Here is a 14,498-nt window from a genome sequence, read left to right on the forward strand (position 1 = left end):
GAACGCGGCGGGTGAACTATGTTGGCACGACTGATGAGGGCGAACCGCGTTGCGCAACATTCGAGAGGGAGGTCGAGATGTCCGACGCCCGGGCGGCTGACGACTGGGAGGTGTGGTGGGACGCCAGGACGGCCGCCTTGGAGGACGTTCTCGGGGAGTCCGACGACGTCGTCGGGCATGCCGTGATCCCCTTCCCGTTGGGCGTCGAAGCGGGGGGCGCGGCGGACGTCCTGTATTTTCGCAAGCACGTTCCCGGCGTCGTGACCGTGACCGCCGATTTGATCGGCAACGACGACCAGATTCCCAACGACCTCGGCAACTACGAGCTGATGATCTGCGAGCGCGACGATGCCGAGTGGGGTGCCGCGTTCATCGCCCGCCTCGCCTACTTCACGTTGCAAGCCAGGCTCAACCCCGGCGAGACGATGGACGTCCGCCCCGCGCTGCCGGAAAGCTCGACGCTCTCGGCGATCCTCCTCCTCGACTACGCTCGGTTCACGGTTCGAGGCCGGAGCGCCGGGCTGCTTTTGTGCCTCGGCATCACCGCCGATGAATTGACTGCCTGCCGTCAGGGGAGGACGGCGGACGTCGAATCGGCGCTGAAATCGTCCGGCGTCTTTCCATTCACCGATCTGAACCGGAATTCCGTCGTCGATCCGGACCGACCCTGGTGACAGGCCGCGGAGTTCGATCCTCCCGGCGATTCCACCCGAATTTCCCCTCGTCCGCGCGCGCAATCACGGCAGTCGGGTCCATACTCTCTATAGAGGATGGATGCGCTCCTCGCGGGTCTTTGGCAACCGGGTTGCGGAAGAGGCCGAACGTCGCAAAAAACGCGACGAACGAACCCAAATACCGATGCCCCTGGCGCGGTCGACGCACGGTATTGCGAGGCGGCGAGTGGGCCGTTCGTTCGTATAACTGGCCGATCGAACCCAATCGCCCGCTCGGCCCGTCCGGCGGCCGAGGGAACTGATTCAGCGGGTGCGAGAGACGAAGCCGAGTGGGGAGATCGGCGCGAACGAACCCAAATCGGCGGGGCCGGTGGGCTGGGCTGGCTTGACGGTGATCCAGCCCGCGTCGTTGGAGACGCCGACGCGGGCTGGATCGAGACCGGCGTCAGGCGGCCGGGCGGCGGCGGCTGGCGGCGACCGCGCCGAGGCTGGCGACGCCCAGGCTCAGGAGGACGCCGCCGCTCGGTTCGGGCACCGCGGAGGATGTGGAGGTCATCAGGCTGACGTTGTCGACGCCGAAATTGAAGAAGAGGGTACGGTCTACCTCGGCGAACCGCAGACGCAGGGTCTCGCCGCCGTGGCTCGACAGGAAGGCGGTCAGGTCGGTCGACTGCGTCGTGTACCCGGAGACCAGCGGGTCGCCGGGGTTGGTCTGGAACAGGTTGAGCAGGACGTCGCCGGCCGCCACGCTGAAGGGGGCGGCCGCCGTCGTGATGATGTCGACTCGGGCCTGCTGGTTCGGGGCCACCGTGAAGTCGAGCGAGTCCGGCGACGCGAAGGAGGCGCTCCAATTGTGGATGAACAGGTCGAAGCTGAGCGTCGCCGCGGTGACCCCGATCGGCACGACGAAGTCTTGATACAGGACGTGCGAACCGTTGCCGCCCTGGTCGGTCATCGCCGCAAAGTTCCCCTCCGGGGGGGCGGCGACGGGGAGGCCGTTGAGCGGGCTGCCCGTCCCCGTCTGGACGTACCAATTCCCAAAACTGTCCGGTTGATTCACGACCGTCCAACCGGTCAGGCTGCCGCCGGCTTCGAAACCCCCGTTGCTGATCAGATCGATCGAACTGGCCGACGCGGTCTGGGCGGCGCCCAGGCCGGCCGCCAAAGCCAGGAACGCGATTTTCCGGCAGAACCTGCGAGTCATCATCGGATGGTGATCCTTTACTAAGGGCGCAAATCAGTGTGATCCATTCGACCCTGCTCCACATCCGGGTTCGGAAAGCGGGACGACGACCGTCCGGGAGCGTCGGCAGTTATGGAAATCGTTTCGAGAAACCCATCAGCGGCCTTTCCAAGTCACGTCGCACAAGCAATCGGCCACGCGGCGATTGTAGCGCCCCACGTCGATTTGATAAAGAATCTGAATATATGCTAAGCCGATGTGATGCAATTTGTTTGCGTGTGATGCATTCGGGCCACTCGGTCGGGCGTTTCGTCAACGCGGAGGTCGAGAAGGGGGGCGATCCCTCGGCCGCCGCCCGGCCGACGCGGGCCGCCTGGGGCGGGCCCCCTTCGCGTATAATGGCCGAGTCGGCTCCTTCCGGGCCGGCGCGGGACGGGATCAGTCAGGGCGCGTTGTAGAGTAAAATCGAGGATCGCAGATATGTGGGAGACCGAGTTGAAAGTGGCCGAGGCCGCAGCGAAGGTCGGCGGGGCCGTTGCGACCCGTCATTTTCGAGGGGGGATCGAGGCGGTCGTCAAGAACGTCGGGGAGGGGGAGGGGACCTACAACATGGTCACCCAGGCCGACCTCGACGGCGAGCGCGCGATCGTCGAGGTGATCCGCGCCACGTTCCCCGACCACGCGGTGCTCGGCGAGGAGCTGCACGGCGGCGGCGACGAGACGGCGAAGACGCTCGCCAGCGAGCACCTCTGGATCATCGACCCGATCGACGGCACCAGCAATTTCGTCCACGGAATCCCCCACTTCGGGGTTTCGGTGGCCTACTACCACCAGGGCGTCGCCGCCTGCGGCGTGGTGGGCAACCCGGTGACGAACGACTGGTTCGCGGCGGCTCGCGGGCAGGGGGCTTTCCACAACGGCCGGCGGGCGTCGGTGGCGCCGAACCGGCGGATCGACGAGGTGCTGGTCGGGTTCGGCTACTATTACGACCGGGGCGCCATGATGGAGGCCACCCTGGCCGCCGCCCGCGAGCTGCTCCAGCGCAACAGCCACGGAATCCGCCGGATGGGTGCCGCCACGCTCGACCTCGCCTACGTGGGCATCGGCTCGTTCGGCGCCTTCTTCGAGTACGAGCTGGCCCCCTGGGACTTCGCCGCCGGCCGGCTGTTCGTCGAGGAGGCCGGAGGCAAGGTCACCACCTGCCACGGCGAGCCCCTGCCCCTGGCCAAAACCAGCCTCCTGGCCACCAACGGCCCGCTCCACGACGATATGGTCGCGATCATGGACCACTGGTTCAAGCGTTGAGTCGACATCCGTTCAGGATTTCTCGGCCGCCTTCTCGACGACGAAATGGAACGGTCGGGGGGCCAGGATCTCGCGCTGGAGGGTTTCGATGCGTTCGTCGACCGCGCGGGTCTGGACGTCGATCGCGGCGAGCCGGGGGTGGTTGGGGAGGTGGTGGGCGAGGGCGATCCGGCTCATGGCCAGGCGGCTCCGGGCTTCGGTCAGGTCCGACAAGCTCCAGGCCTGGGCCTCCCAGGGGCTGCCGGGCTGCCAGCCGTCGGCGGTGGCCGACGCCAGGTTCACCCCCCTGGCCAGCCGGTCGGCGGCGAACTTGCCCAGCGGGCGGCCGTCGGCCTGGATCGTGTAATCGCCGGGTGGGAGGGTTTGAATCGTGAGCATGTACCGATTGATCTCGTCGGGGATCGGGATGTAGCGGTACTGAAGGGCGCCGAAGAGGCCGAGATTGAGCGGAAGGCCGTCGTCGAGACGGTCGAACTCCAGGCGGTTCGCGTCGCCCGTCAGGTTCGTCGGCCGGCAGCCTTCGGCGGCGGTCACGCGGGGGCCGGCGGGGTCGACGGCCAGCGAGACGGACGAGACCTCGGCGGGGGCGCCCAGCCCCTTGATGATCGCGAGGGCCATCGCGAGCTGGCCCAGGTCGTTCAGATGGACGCCGTCGGCGACGTGGAGGGTGTGGCCGTCCTTGTCCTTGGGGTCGGCCTTGGCCTTGCCTTCGGCCATCCGCCGCTGGACGGCCCGCATCGACCGCTGGACGTCGATGGAGCGCCCGCCGAGCGACCGGGCGAGGGCCATCCCTTCGTCGCACATGGTCTGCAAATAGCCGTGCTCGGCGGTCTCGGGGGCTTCGGCGGTGGCGGCGGCCGAGCAGACGTAGGCGCGGGCGCCGTGGGCCTTGCAGGCCTCGACGATGCCACGAATCCCATCAAGGTAGGCTTTCTTGTGCTCGTCGTCGGCCTTCATCCCCCAGCCGATGTCGTTGACGCCGTAGGCGACGATCACGACGGTCGGCTTGAGCGGGAAGACGTCGCGGTCGAGCCGCTTGAGGCCCCCCGAGGCGGTGTCGCCCCCCCAGCCGGCGTTGTGGAAATGGACCTTGCGGGTCGGGTAGCGGAGTAGGGTGTAGTTCTCGACGATCCGGCCGTAGGTCCGGGCCGCGGTGATGCTGTCGCCCAGGAAGACCACCGTGTCGCCGTCGCGGATCGCGTAGTCGCCGGCCGTTGCGGGGCTCGGCCCGGCGAGGCCCAGGGCGGCCGTCGCGGCCAGGATCGCGGCGGTCCAGGAGTGTCGTTCCGAAAGCCTCGCCATGATGCAGCCCTTTCGGTCGTGTTGCGACGCGCCGGGCGGCGACCGGCTTTTCATCCCGGGCTCGGCGGTCTATCCTCGTTGGGTCGAAACGAACCGCGACGCGGCGGTCGAGCCGCGTTGGGAAGCCATCCCTGGAGTCTGGATCTCATGCTCGCAACGTTCGCCCTGATCGGCCTGCTGACCGCCTCGCCGGCCGCGACGGCCGAGGATTCGACCCGGCCGGACGTCGTGATCGCCGACTTCGAGGGCGACGACTACGGCGGCTGGAAGGCCGACGGCCACGCGTTCGGCGACCGCCCCGCCCGGGGGACCCTCCCCGGCCAGATGGAGGTCTCAGGATATCTCGGCCGGGGGCTCGTGAACAGCTTCAACGGGGGGGACGACGCGACCGGGACCCTGACCAGCCCGCCGTTCCGGATCGACCGCCCGTACGTCAACTTCCTGATCGGCGGCGGCGGGTTCGACGGCGAGACCTGCCTCAACCTGAGCGTCGACGGCAGGACCGTCCGCACCGCCACGGGCAAGAACCGCGAGGGGGGCGGCACCGAGGCCCTCCGCTGGGACGGCTGGGATGTGAAGGACCTCGCCGGCAAGGAGGCGACCTTCCAGGTCGTCGACTGCCGCAAGGGGGGCTGGGGACACATCAACGTCGACCAGATCGTCCTGGCCGACGCCTCGCGGAAGCCCGCCGAGGCCGTCCGCGCGATCGTCCTGAACCACCGCTACCTGCATCTCCCCGTCCACACCGGCGGCCCCAAGACCCGCATGAAGTTCACGATCGACGGCCAGACCGTCCGCGAGTTCGACATCGAGCTGGCCGAAGGCAAGCCCGACTTCTGGGTCTTCAGCGACCTGAAGTCGTACGAGGGCCGGACCCTCAAGATCCACGCGGGCGAGCTGGCCGACCCCAAGGCGCTCGACGCCATCACCCCGTCCGACGAGGTCCCCGACGCCGCCGGGATGTACAAGGAAAAGCACCGCCCGCAGTTTCACTTCACGTCGCGCCGGGGGTGGCTCAACGACCCCAACGGGCTGGTTTTCGATCTGGGCGCCGCCCAAGGGCAGGGTTTCGATCGGGGCGTCATTCACCTGTTCTACCAGCACAACCCGTACGGCTGGAACTGGGGCAACATGCACTGGGGCCACGCGACGACCCTCGACCTCGTCCACTGGTCCGAGTTTCCGATCGCGATCTATCCGCACGCTTACGGCGACTGGGCTTTCTCCGGCAGCGCGGTGGCCGACGTCGACAACACCGGTGGCTTCCAGAAGAGAGGGACGCCGGCTCCGCCGCTGGTCGCGGCGTACACGAGTACCGGGCGAGGCGAGTGCATCGTCTTCAGCAGCGATCGCGGCCAGACGTGGACCGAGTATAAGGGCAACCCGGTCGTCAAGCACAACGGCCGCGACCCTCGGCTGCTCTGGCACGCGGCCAGCAAGCAATGGGTGATGGCGGTCTATGACGAAGGGGAGAAGCGCCAGAGTATCGACTTCCACACGTCGCCCGACCTCAAGACCTGGACCTTCGCCAGCCGGCTCGACGGCTTCTTCGAGTGCCCCGACCTCTTCGAGCTGCCGGTCGACGGCGACCCGAACAAGACCCTCTGGGTGATCTACGCGGCCGACGCCAAGTACAAGCTCGGCCGGTTCGACGGCAAGACGTTCCACGTCGAGTCGGGCCCGGACAAGCACACGCTCTGGCACGGCAACTTCTACGCGGCGCAGACCTTCAGCGAGGCTCCGAATAGCCGTCGCATCCAGATCGGCTGGGGGCAGGGGATCACGTTCCCCGGCATGCCGTTCAACCAGCAGATGGCGCTTCCCGTCGATCTGACCCTGCGGACGACCCCGGACGGCGTCCGGATGTTCGCCGCGCCGGTGGCCGAGCTGCAATCGCTGCGTGACGCCAAGCACGACTTCTCGAACACGACCCTCGAACCGGGTAAGAACCCGCTGAGCGGCCTCTCGGGCGACCTGTTCGAAGTCAAGCTGGCCGCGAAGCCGGGCGCGGCCGAGGAGATCGAGCTGAACCTGCGGGGGACGCCGGTGATCTACGACGTCCGCAGGCAGGACCTGGTCTGCAAGCAAATTCGGACGTTCCTGCCGCTCGTCGACGGCGAGCTGCGCTTGCATGTGTTTCTGGACAAGGGCTCGATCGAGGTGTTCGGCGGCGACGGCCGGGTGGCGGTTTCGGTGGGCGTGATCCCCGACGACGCGAACCACGCGCTGGGGGTCGCCAGCCGGGGGGGCGCGGCGAGCTTGAGGACGCTCGAAGTCTATCCGTTGCGTTCGGCCTGGATCAAACCTTGATCGAAACGGGTGCCGGCAGGCTATGGAACGCCCGTCGCGACCGTGCGAGAATCCCCAAAACGGACGAATCCGTCGTCCGCGTCTCTCCTTAAGGATGGCGTTCATGACCGTTGCGACCAAGAACGTGGATCAGGCCTTCGCGCTGGCGAAGGAGCGTTACGCCGAGCTGGGCGTCGACGTCGACAAGGCTCTCAGCCGCCTGGCCCGGATACCGATCTCGCTGCATTGCTGGCAGGGCGACGACGTCGGCGGGTTCGAGAACGCCGGCGAAGAGCTGGGCGCCGGCCTGGCGGTCACGGGCAACTACCCGGGCAAGGCGCGGACGGCCGACGAGCTGCGGTCCGACCTCGACAAGGCGCTTTCGCTGATCCCCGGCACGCACCGGCTGAACCTCCACGCCAGCTACGCCGAGACCGGCGGCAAGGCCGTCGACCGCGACGCGCTCGAGCCGGCGCACTTCCAGGGCTGGATCGACTGGGCGAAGTCGAACCGGATGGGGATGGACTTCAACCCCACCTATTTCTCGCACCCGAAGGCTTCCGACGGTTGGACGCTGGCCCATCCGGACAAGGCGATCCGCCAGTTCTGGATCGACCACGGCATCGCCTGCCGGAAGATCGGCGCGGCGTTCGGCAAGGCGCTCGGCACCCCCTGCGTCACCAACGTCTGGATTCCCGACGGCATGAAGGACCTGACCGTCGACCGCAAGGGCCCGCGCGAGCGGCTGGCCCAGGCGCTCGACGCCATGTTCGTCGATCCGATCGACCCCAAGCTGAACCTCGACGCCGTCGAGGGCAAGCTGTTCGGCCTCGGCTCGGAGAACTACGTCGTCGGTTCGCACGAGTTCTACCTCGGCTACGCCCTGTCGCGGAAGAAGCTGCTCTGCATCGACGCCGGCCACTACCACCCGACCGAGGTGATCTCCGACAAGCTGTCGTCGGCGCTGACGTTCTTGGACGAGGTGCTGATGCACGTGAGCCGTGGCGTGCGGTGGGACAGCGACCACGTCGTGCTGCTGACCGACGAGATCGAGGGCATCGCCCAGGAGATCGTCCGGGGCGACTACCTCGATCGCGTCCACATCGGGCTCGACTTCTTCGACGCCAGCATCAACCGCGTCGCGGCCTGGGTCATCGGCACCCGGTCGATGATCAAGGCCCTCATGCTCGCCCTGCTCGAACCGATCGACGCGCTCCGGAAGTTCGAGGCCGAGGGCGACTACACGTCGCGGCTCGCCCTTCTGGAAGACCTGAAGTCGCTCCCCTCGGGCGCGGTGTGGGACAAGTACTGTCAGAGCCGCGAGATCCCCGTCGGCCCGGCCTGGATCGCCGACGTCAAGAAGTACGAGGCCGACGTGCTGAGCAAGCGCTCGTAAAGCAGGCCGACGCAATCATCCTTCTCCCCCCGGGAGAAGGTGCCCCGCAGGGGCGGATGAGGGTCGTGGGATTTCGAGATCCGTGATGGAAGCGACGACCCTCACCCGGCCTTCGGCCACCCTCTCCCGGGGGGAGAGGGGAACCATCCTCATCCCGCCCGCGACTCCATGGTAAATCCCGACAGGTCATCACCACAGGCAAGAGCGATCGACATCCTCTCATGACACCCAACCCATTCCTCGGCCTCATCTACCACTGGCTCGGCGGCCTGGCCTCGGGCAGTTTCTACCTTCCCTACCGGTTCGTCCGGAAGTGGTCGTGGGAGACCTACTGGCTGACCGGCGGCTTCTTCAGTTGGATCATCGCCCCGTGGGCGCTCGGGCTGGCGCTGACCAACGACCTGCCGGCGGTCCTTCGCGAGACGCCGACTTCGACCCTCTCGTGGGTCTACTTCTTCGGCGTCCTCTGGGGGCTCGGCGGCCTGACGTTCGGCCTGACGATGCGCTACCTGGGGATGTCGCTGGGGATGGCCGTGGCGCTCGGGTACACGGCGGCGTTCGGCACGCTGGTGCCGCCGCTGGTGAAGGGGGAGTTCTTCACGAAGATCCTGCCGACCCTCTCGGGCCAGGTCGTCCTCTTCGGCGTGCTCGTCTGCATGGCGGGCATCGCCGTGGCCGGCATGGCGGGGATCTCGAAGGAGCGCGAGCTGTCGGACGAGGCCAAGAAGGCGTCGATCAAGGAGTTCGACTTCAAGAAGGGCATCCTGGTCGCCACCTTCTCGGGCATCATGAGCGCCTGCTTCTCGTTCGGCCTGGACCGGGGCGACCCGATCAAGGCGCTGACGCTCCAGCATGGCACGGGCGTCCTCTGGCAGGGGCTGCCGGTGCTCGTCGTCCTGCTCCTGGGCGGCTTCACCACCAACTTCATCTGGTGCGTGCTGCTCCACTTCAAGAATCAGACCGGCTACCAGTACCTCAGCCCCGTCGCCCGGCCGCTCAAGCGTCCGGCGCGCGATCCGGAACTGATCCTCGAATCGGCGACCGACGCCCCCGGCGAGGAGATGGCCGCGCAGGCGCACGTGCTCGACGACCCCGACGGCTCGGGCTCCGTCCCCTTGTTCTGGAACTACGTCTTCTGCGCCGCGGCGGGCGTCACGTGGTACTTCCAGTTCTTCTTCTACACGATGGGCGAGACCCAGATGGGGCGGTTCAAGTTCTCGAGCTGGACCCTGCACATGGCCAGCATCATGATCTTCAGCACCCTCTGGGGCATCGCGCTCAAGGAATGGAACGGCACCAGCCGCCGCACCAAGAACCTCGTCGCCCTGACCCTCGCCGTCTTGATCGCCTCGACCGTGATCATCGGCTACGGCAACTCGCTCGCGCCCGACGCGTCGGCGGGACACTGACCCGACCCGCTCGGTCCTCGGCGCCCACCCTCCCGATCAACGTTCAAAAAGGATAGTGTATATGTTAAGGCCTTTGTGTTTAGGAGCGCCGTTCTCCCGCTGGAGGCGCGGCGTGGGACTGCTCGCCGTTCTGGCCGCCGGCGTGGTTCAGGGCCAGGCCGGCGCGCAACAGCTCGCTCAGGTCCAGGTGCTGGGCCTGTCGCCGCTCGAACCCCGTACCGAGCACCGAACCAATCCGCTGGGGATCGACGCGACCGCGCCGCGGCTGAGCTGGACCCTCGGCTCGTCCCAGCGCGGGCAGAAGCAGACGGCCTACCAGATCCTGGTCGCGTCCGACGACGCCAGGCTGGCGAAGGACGAGGGCGATCTCTGGGACACCGGCAAGGTCGCCGGCGACGATACGTCGGGCGTCGCCTACGCGGGCAAGCCCCTCAAGAGCCAGGGCCGCTACGCCTGGAAGGTGAAGGTCTGGGACCGGGACGACAAGCCGTCGACCTGGAGCGCCCCGGCGTTCTGGACGCTCGGCCTGCTGGCGCCCGAGGACTGGAAGGCCGACTGGATCGGCTTCGACAAGAACCGGGGCCAGGTCGCCTCGTCCGACGCCGACTTCGGCGGGGCGAAGTGGATCTGGCACGCCGCCGACCAGGGCGCCGACAAGCCCAAGGGGCACCGCCTGTTCGTCGCCGAGCTGGAGATCCCGGCCGACGCGGCGATCGACGAGGCCAAGCTGATCTCCGTGGCCGACGACAGTCACAAGTTCACGATCAACGGCACGTTGGCGGCGACCGGGACCAGCTTCAAGGTCCCCGTCGAGACCGACGCCGCCCGGCTCTTGAAGCCCGGCGTCAACACGCTCCGCGCCGAGGTCGAGAACGGCGGCCCGAGCCCCGCCGGCCTGCTCGCCCGACTCACGATCAAGCTCAAGGACGGCCGCGTAATCGAGCGCGTGACCGACGCCTCGTGGAAGACCCTCGGCGACCCCGGCGCGAACTGGCATAATCGTCCGATCGACGTCGCCCCGCTGCCGGCGGCCGAAGTCGTCGCCGAATACGGCGGCGGCCCCTGGGGCAAGCTCAAGATCACCGGGCTGGCGTTGCCCAAGCCGTCGTATCTGCGGACGACGTTCGACGTGGCCAAGCCGGTCCGCCGCGCCACGGTCTACACCACCGCGCTGGGCATCCACGACGTCCACCTCAACGGCGCCCGCGTCAGCGACGACTATTTCAACCCCGGCTGGACGGACTACACCAAGCGGGTTTACTACCGGACGTACGACGTCACCAAGCTGGTGCAGCCCGGCAAGAACGCGATCGGCGCGATCCTGGCCGACGGCTGGTACAGCGGCTACGTCGGCTTCGGCAAGCTCCGCGACCACTACGGCAAGCAGCCTCGGATCAAGACCCAGCTCGTCGTCGATTACGAGGACGGCACGTCGGCGACGGTCGCCACCGGACCGGGCTGGAAGGCCTCGACCGGCCCGATCCTGGAGGCCGACTTCCTGATGGGCGAGACGTTCGATGCCCGGCTCGACAAGTCCGACTGGTCGCTGCCGACGTTCCAGGACGACGGCTGGGAGCCGGTCGTCGCCGGCGCGGAGATGCAGCCCGTCGTCCAGGCCCATCCGGGGCCGCCGGTGACGCCGTTCGTCGAGCTTCAGCCGCGGACGTTCTCGGAGCCGAAGCCCGGCGTCTACGTGCTCGACTACGGCCAGAACTTCGCGGGCGTCCCTCGGCTGCGGCTTCGGGGCGAGCCCGGCCAGAAGATCGTCCTCCGGTTCGCCGAGCGGCTCAACCCCGACGGCACCATCTACACGACCAACCTCCGCGAAGCCCGCTGCGTCGACACCTACATTTGCAGCGGCGCCGACGATGAAGACTGGTCGCCCCGGTTCACCTTCCACGGGTATCAGTACCTGGAGATCACCGGGCTGAAGACCCCGCCCTTGAACAACACGGTCGTCGGCCTGGCCCTGTCGAGCGCCACGCCGGTGGTGGGCCGGTTCCAGTGCTCCGACCCGATGCTCAATCAGTTGCACAGCAACGCCTACTGGACCCAGCGCGCCAACTTCATCGACATCCCGACCGACTGCCCCCAGCGCGACGAGCGGCTGGGCTGGACGGGCGACGCGCAGGTCTACATCCGGACGGCGACGCTCAACTGCGACGTCCAGTCGTTCTTCAACAAGTGGCTCGTCGACCTGACCGACGGCCAGCGCGCCGACGGCCAGTTTCCGATGGTCGCGCCGGTGAAGGTCGCCGGCGACGACGGCGGCCCCGCCTGGGCCGAGGCCGGCGTCGTCTGCCCGTGGACCATTTACGAGGTCTACGGCGACCGCCGCGTGCTCGAACGCCAGTACCCGTCGATGGTCAAGTACGTCGACTTCCTCGTGAAGCGGAGCAAGCCCGACCTGCTCCCGCCCGACAAGTACCACTGCTTCGGCGACTGGCTGAGCATCAACGCCGACACGCCCAAGGACGTCATCTACTCGGCCTATTTCGCGCTCGCCGCCCGGCTCACGGCGCAGGCCGCCGAGGTGCTCGGCAAGCCCGACGACGCCGCCCGGTTCAAGGAGATCTATCAAAAGATCAAGGAATCGTTCAACAAGGCGTACGTCGCCGACGACGGCCGGATCAAGGGGGACACGCAGGCCGTCTATGTGCTCGCCCTGGCCAACGACCTCGTCGACGGCCCGAAGGCCAAGCTGGCCGCCGCCTACCTCGTCGAAGACATCGAGAAGAAGGGCGGGCACCTCTCGACCGGCTTCATCGGCACCAAGGATTTGATGCTCGTGCTGTCGAGGATCGGCCGTCGCGACGTCGCCTACCGGTTGCTGTTCAACGACACGTTCCCGTCGTGGGGCTTCTCGATCAAGCAGGGCGCCACCAGCATTTGGGAGCGCTGGGACGGCTGGACGCCCGAGAAGGGCTTCCAGGACCCCGGCATGAACTCGTTCGCCCACTACTCGTTCGGCGCGGTTTACCAGTGGATGGTCGAGAACATCGGCGGCATCAAGAGCGACGGGCCCGCCTACAAGCGGATCGTCGTCGCGCCGCACCCCGGCGATCGACTGACCCACGCCACCGTGTCCTATCGCAGCATCCAGGGTGAAATCACGAGCGCCTGGACCAAGGCCGACGGCCGGCTGACGCTCGACGTGACCATCCCGACCAACACCACGGCCACCATCGTCCTTCCGTCGGCCGACCTCGCCGCGATCACCGAGGGGGGCCGCCCCCTCGATCAGGCCGAGGGCGTCAAGGTCGAGAAGACCGAAGCCGGCCAGACGTTCGTCGTCGTCGGCTCGGGCCAGTACTCCTTCAACACTCCGACCCCCTGACCGGACCGAACCCCCGACGGTGGAGCCCGGAAAGCCGGGCTTCGCCGTCGCCAACCCCGCCTCTCATCCAATCCGCAACGACCCTTGAGGAAGCTTCGCGATGCAGAAGTCCCACCTGACCACCCCCACCCTTGCGCTCTCGATCGCCCTGCTGTCCCTGTCGGCCTTGACCGCCAGGCCGGCCGTCGCCGACGAGCCGGGGTTCACCACCCTGTTCAACGGCAAGGATTTCACCAACTGGCACGGCGAGCGGACGATGGACCCTCGCAAGTTCGACGCGCTGAGCGCCGAGGAGAAGGCCAAGACGCTCGCCGAAGACGCCGAAGACGCCAAGAAGCACTGGAAGGTCGTCGACGGCGAGATGGTCAACGACGGTCACGGCGTCTTCATGACCACCGACAAGGACTACGGCGACGTCGAGCTGTTCGTCGATTTCAAGCTGCTCCCCAAGGGCGACAGCGGCGTCTACCTGCGCGGCACCCCCCAGATCCAGATCTGGGACACCACCGAGGCCGCCGGCTACTGGAAGATGGGCGCCGACAAGGGCTCGGGAGGACTCTGGAACAACGCCGCCGGCTCGAAAGGCAAGGACCCGCTCGTCCACGCTGACAACCCGATCGGCCAGTGGAACACGTTCCGGATCATCCAGCTCGGCGCGCGGACCACGATCTACTTGAACGGCAAGCTCGTCGTCCAGGACGCCATCCTCGAAAACTACTGGGATCACGCCTTGCCGATCGTCGCCAAGGGGCCGATCCAGCTTCAGACCCACGGCAACGAGGTCCGCTGGCGGAACATCAAGGTCCGCGAGATCCCGGCCGACGAGGCCAACGCGTACCTCTCGAAGATGGACGGCGGCGTCGGCAGCTTCACCGCGCTGTTCAACGGCAAGGACCTGACCGGCTGGGCCGGAGCGGTCGCCAACTACGAGGTCAAGGACGGCGCGATCCGCTGCAAGCCCAAGTCGGGCGGCGTGCTCTACTTCGACAAGGAGTACAAGGACTTCATCGCTCGGGTCGAGTTCAAGCTCCCCCCCGGCGGCAACAACGGCCTGGCCATCCGCTACCCCGGCCACGGCGACGCCGCCTATGACGGCATGACCGAGCTTCAGGTGCTCGACACCGAGCACGAGATGTACAAGACCATCGACAAGCGCCAGGCGCACGGCTCGGCCTACGGCATGGTCGCCGCCCATCGCGGCTACCTCCGCCCGACCGGCGAGTGGAACTACCAGGAAGTGACCGTCAAGGGCCCCAAGATCACGGTCGAGCTGAACGGCACGCCGATCCTCAACGCCGACCTCAGCACCGTCAAGGAGGTCATGGCCAACTCCCCCCACCCCGGCAAGGACCGCACCGCGGGCTTCTTCGGCTTCGCCGGCCACGGCGACGCCGTCGAGTTCCGCGACATCTTCATCAAGCCCCTCGACTGACCCCGGGCGGGTGATATCTGCAAAAGATTCCGGCGAGCGGGGACGCGCGTCTCCCGCTCGCCGCTTTTCGAATACGAGCCCGAAACGACAGCGAGTGCATCCTTCCGGCCGGCGTGCTGATTCGGCGAACGCAAAACAATACACTCGCTGGCGCTTCGGGCTCATATTCAG

The 14,498-nt window shown here is 67.3% G+C and carries 9 protein-coding genes; 7 read left to right on the forward strand and 2 right to left on the reverse strand.

Annotated features, from left to right (window positions below; all coding sequences use genetic code 11):
- Positions 1 to 77: 77 nt before the first annotated feature.
- The gene (locus BSF38_RS17585) at positions 78 to 674 is read left to right on the forward strand and encodes a suppressor of fused domain protein (protein WP_076347761.1); all 597 of its coding nucleotides are present in this window, start codon (positions 78 to 80) and stop codon (positions 672 to 674) included.
- Positions 675 to 1,119: 445 nt separating this feature from the next.
- Here the strand turns inward: BSF38_RS17585 and BSF38_RS17590 are convergent, their stop codons facing one another.
- The gene (locus BSF38_RS17590) at positions 1,120 to 1,881 is read right to left on the reverse strand and encodes a PEP-CTERM sorting domain-containing protein (protein ID WP_076347763.1); all 762 of its coding nucleotides are present in this window, start codon (positions 1,879 to 1,881) and stop codon (positions 1,120 to 1,122) included.
- Positions 1,882 to 2,337: 456 nt separating this feature from the next.
- Between BSF38_RS17590 and BSF38_RS17595 the strand changes: the two genes are divergently transcribed.
- Positions 2,338 to 3,162 (forward strand): inositol monophosphatase family protein, encoded by an 825-nt coding sequence (locus BSF38_RS17595; protein ID WP_076347765.1) that lies wholly within the window; start codon positions 2,338 to 2,340, stop codon positions 3,160 to 3,162.
- Between the two features lie 12 nt (positions 3,163 to 3,174).
- Here BSF38_RS17595 and BSF38_RS17600 read toward each other — a convergent pair whose 3' ends face one another.
- Positions 3,175 to 4,464, reverse strand: coding sequence for a GDSL-type esterase/lipase family protein (locus BSF38_RS17600; RefSeq protein WP_168189405.1), 1,290 nt, complete (start codon positions 4,462 to 4,464; stop codon positions 3,175 to 3,177).
- 147 nt (positions 4,465 to 4,611) lie between these two features.
- Between BSF38_RS17600 and BSF38_RS17605 the strand changes: the two genes are divergently transcribed.
- The 5 genes from BSF38_RS17605 to BSF38_RS17625 all read left to right on the forward strand — a co-directional run bounded on the left by BSF38_RS17605 (position 4,612) and on the right by BSF38_RS17625 (position 14,327).
- Entirely contained in the window at positions 4,612 to 6,774 is a 2,163-nt protein-coding gene (locus BSF38_RS17605) for a glycoside hydrolase family 32 protein (protein WP_076347769.1), read from the forward strand.
- 94 nt (positions 6,775 to 6,868) lie between these two features.
- Positions 6,869 to 8,149 carry an L-rhamnose isomerase gene (locus BSF38_RS17610; RefSeq protein WP_076347771.1) on the forward strand — a complete coding sequence of 427 codons (1,281 nt, stop codon included), beginning with the start codon at positions 6,869 to 6,871 and terminating at the stop codon, positions 8,147 to 8,149.
- Positions 8,150 to 8,370: 221 nt separating this feature from the next.
- Positions 8,371 to 9,558 carry an L-rhamnose/proton symporter RhaT gene (gene rhaT / locus BSF38_RS17615; protein WP_076347773.1) on the forward strand — a complete coding sequence of 396 codons (1,188 nt, stop codon included), beginning with the start codon at positions 8,371 to 8,373 and terminating at the stop codon, positions 9,556 to 9,558.
- 112 nt (positions 9,559 to 9,670) lie between these two features.
- On the forward strand, positions 9,671 to 12,895 hold the full coding sequence (locus BSF38_RS17620; protein WP_083713037.1) for a glycoside hydrolase family 78 protein: 3,225 nt from the start codon (positions 9,671 to 9,673) through the stop codon (positions 12,893 to 12,895).
- Positions 12,896 to 12,995: 100 nt separating this feature from the next.
- A complete protein-coding gene (locus BSF38_RS17625) occupies positions 12,996 to 14,327 on the forward strand; it encodes a 3-keto-disaccharide hydrolase (RefSeq protein ID WP_076347775.1) in 1,332 nt (443 codons plus the stop codon).
- Positions 14,328 to 14,498 lie beyond the last annotated feature (171 nt).

The organism is Paludisphaera borealis (genome assembly GCF_001956985.1).
Classification (GTDB): domain Bacteria; phylum Planctomycetota; class Planctomycetia; order Isosphaerales; family Isosphaeraceae; genus Paludisphaera; species Paludisphaera borealis.

What these genes read in the sequence shown, in the direction of transcription:
- BSF38_RS17610 (WP_076347771.1), top strand. Translation starts at nt 6,869, where the DNA reads ATGGCGTTCATGACCGTTGCGACCAAGAACGTGGATCAGGCCTTCGCG.
- BSF38_RS17595 (WP_076347765.1), top strand. Translation starts at nt 2,338, where the DNA reads ATGTGGGAGACCGAGTTGAAAGTGGCCGAGGCCGCAGCGAAGGTCGGC.
- BSF38_RS17590 (WP_076347763.1), bottom strand. Translation starts at nt 1,881, where the DNA reads ATGATGACTCGCAGGTTCTGCCGGAAAATCGCGTTCCTGGCTTTGGCG.
- BSF38_RS17625 (WP_076347775.1), top strand. Translation starts at nt 12,996, where the DNA reads ATGCAGAAGTCCCACCTGACCACCCCCACCCTTGCGCTCTCGATCGCC.
- BSF38_RS17585 (WP_076347761.1), top strand. Translation starts at nt 78, where the DNA reads ATGTCCGACGCCCGGGCGGCTGACGACTGGGAGGTGTGGTGGGACGCC.
- BSF38_RS17600 (WP_168189405.1), bottom strand. Translation starts at nt 4,464, where the DNA reads ATGGCGAGGCTTTCGGAACGACACTCCTGGACCGCCGCGATCCTGGCC.
- BSF38_RS17605 (WP_076347769.1), top strand. Translation starts at nt 4,612, where the DNA reads ATGCTCGCAACGTTCGCCCTGATCGGCCTGCTGACCGCCTCGCCGGCC.
- rhaT (WP_076347773.1), top strand. Translation starts at nt 8,371, where the DNA reads ATGACACCCAACCCATTCCTCGGCCTCATCTACCACTGGCTCGGCGGC.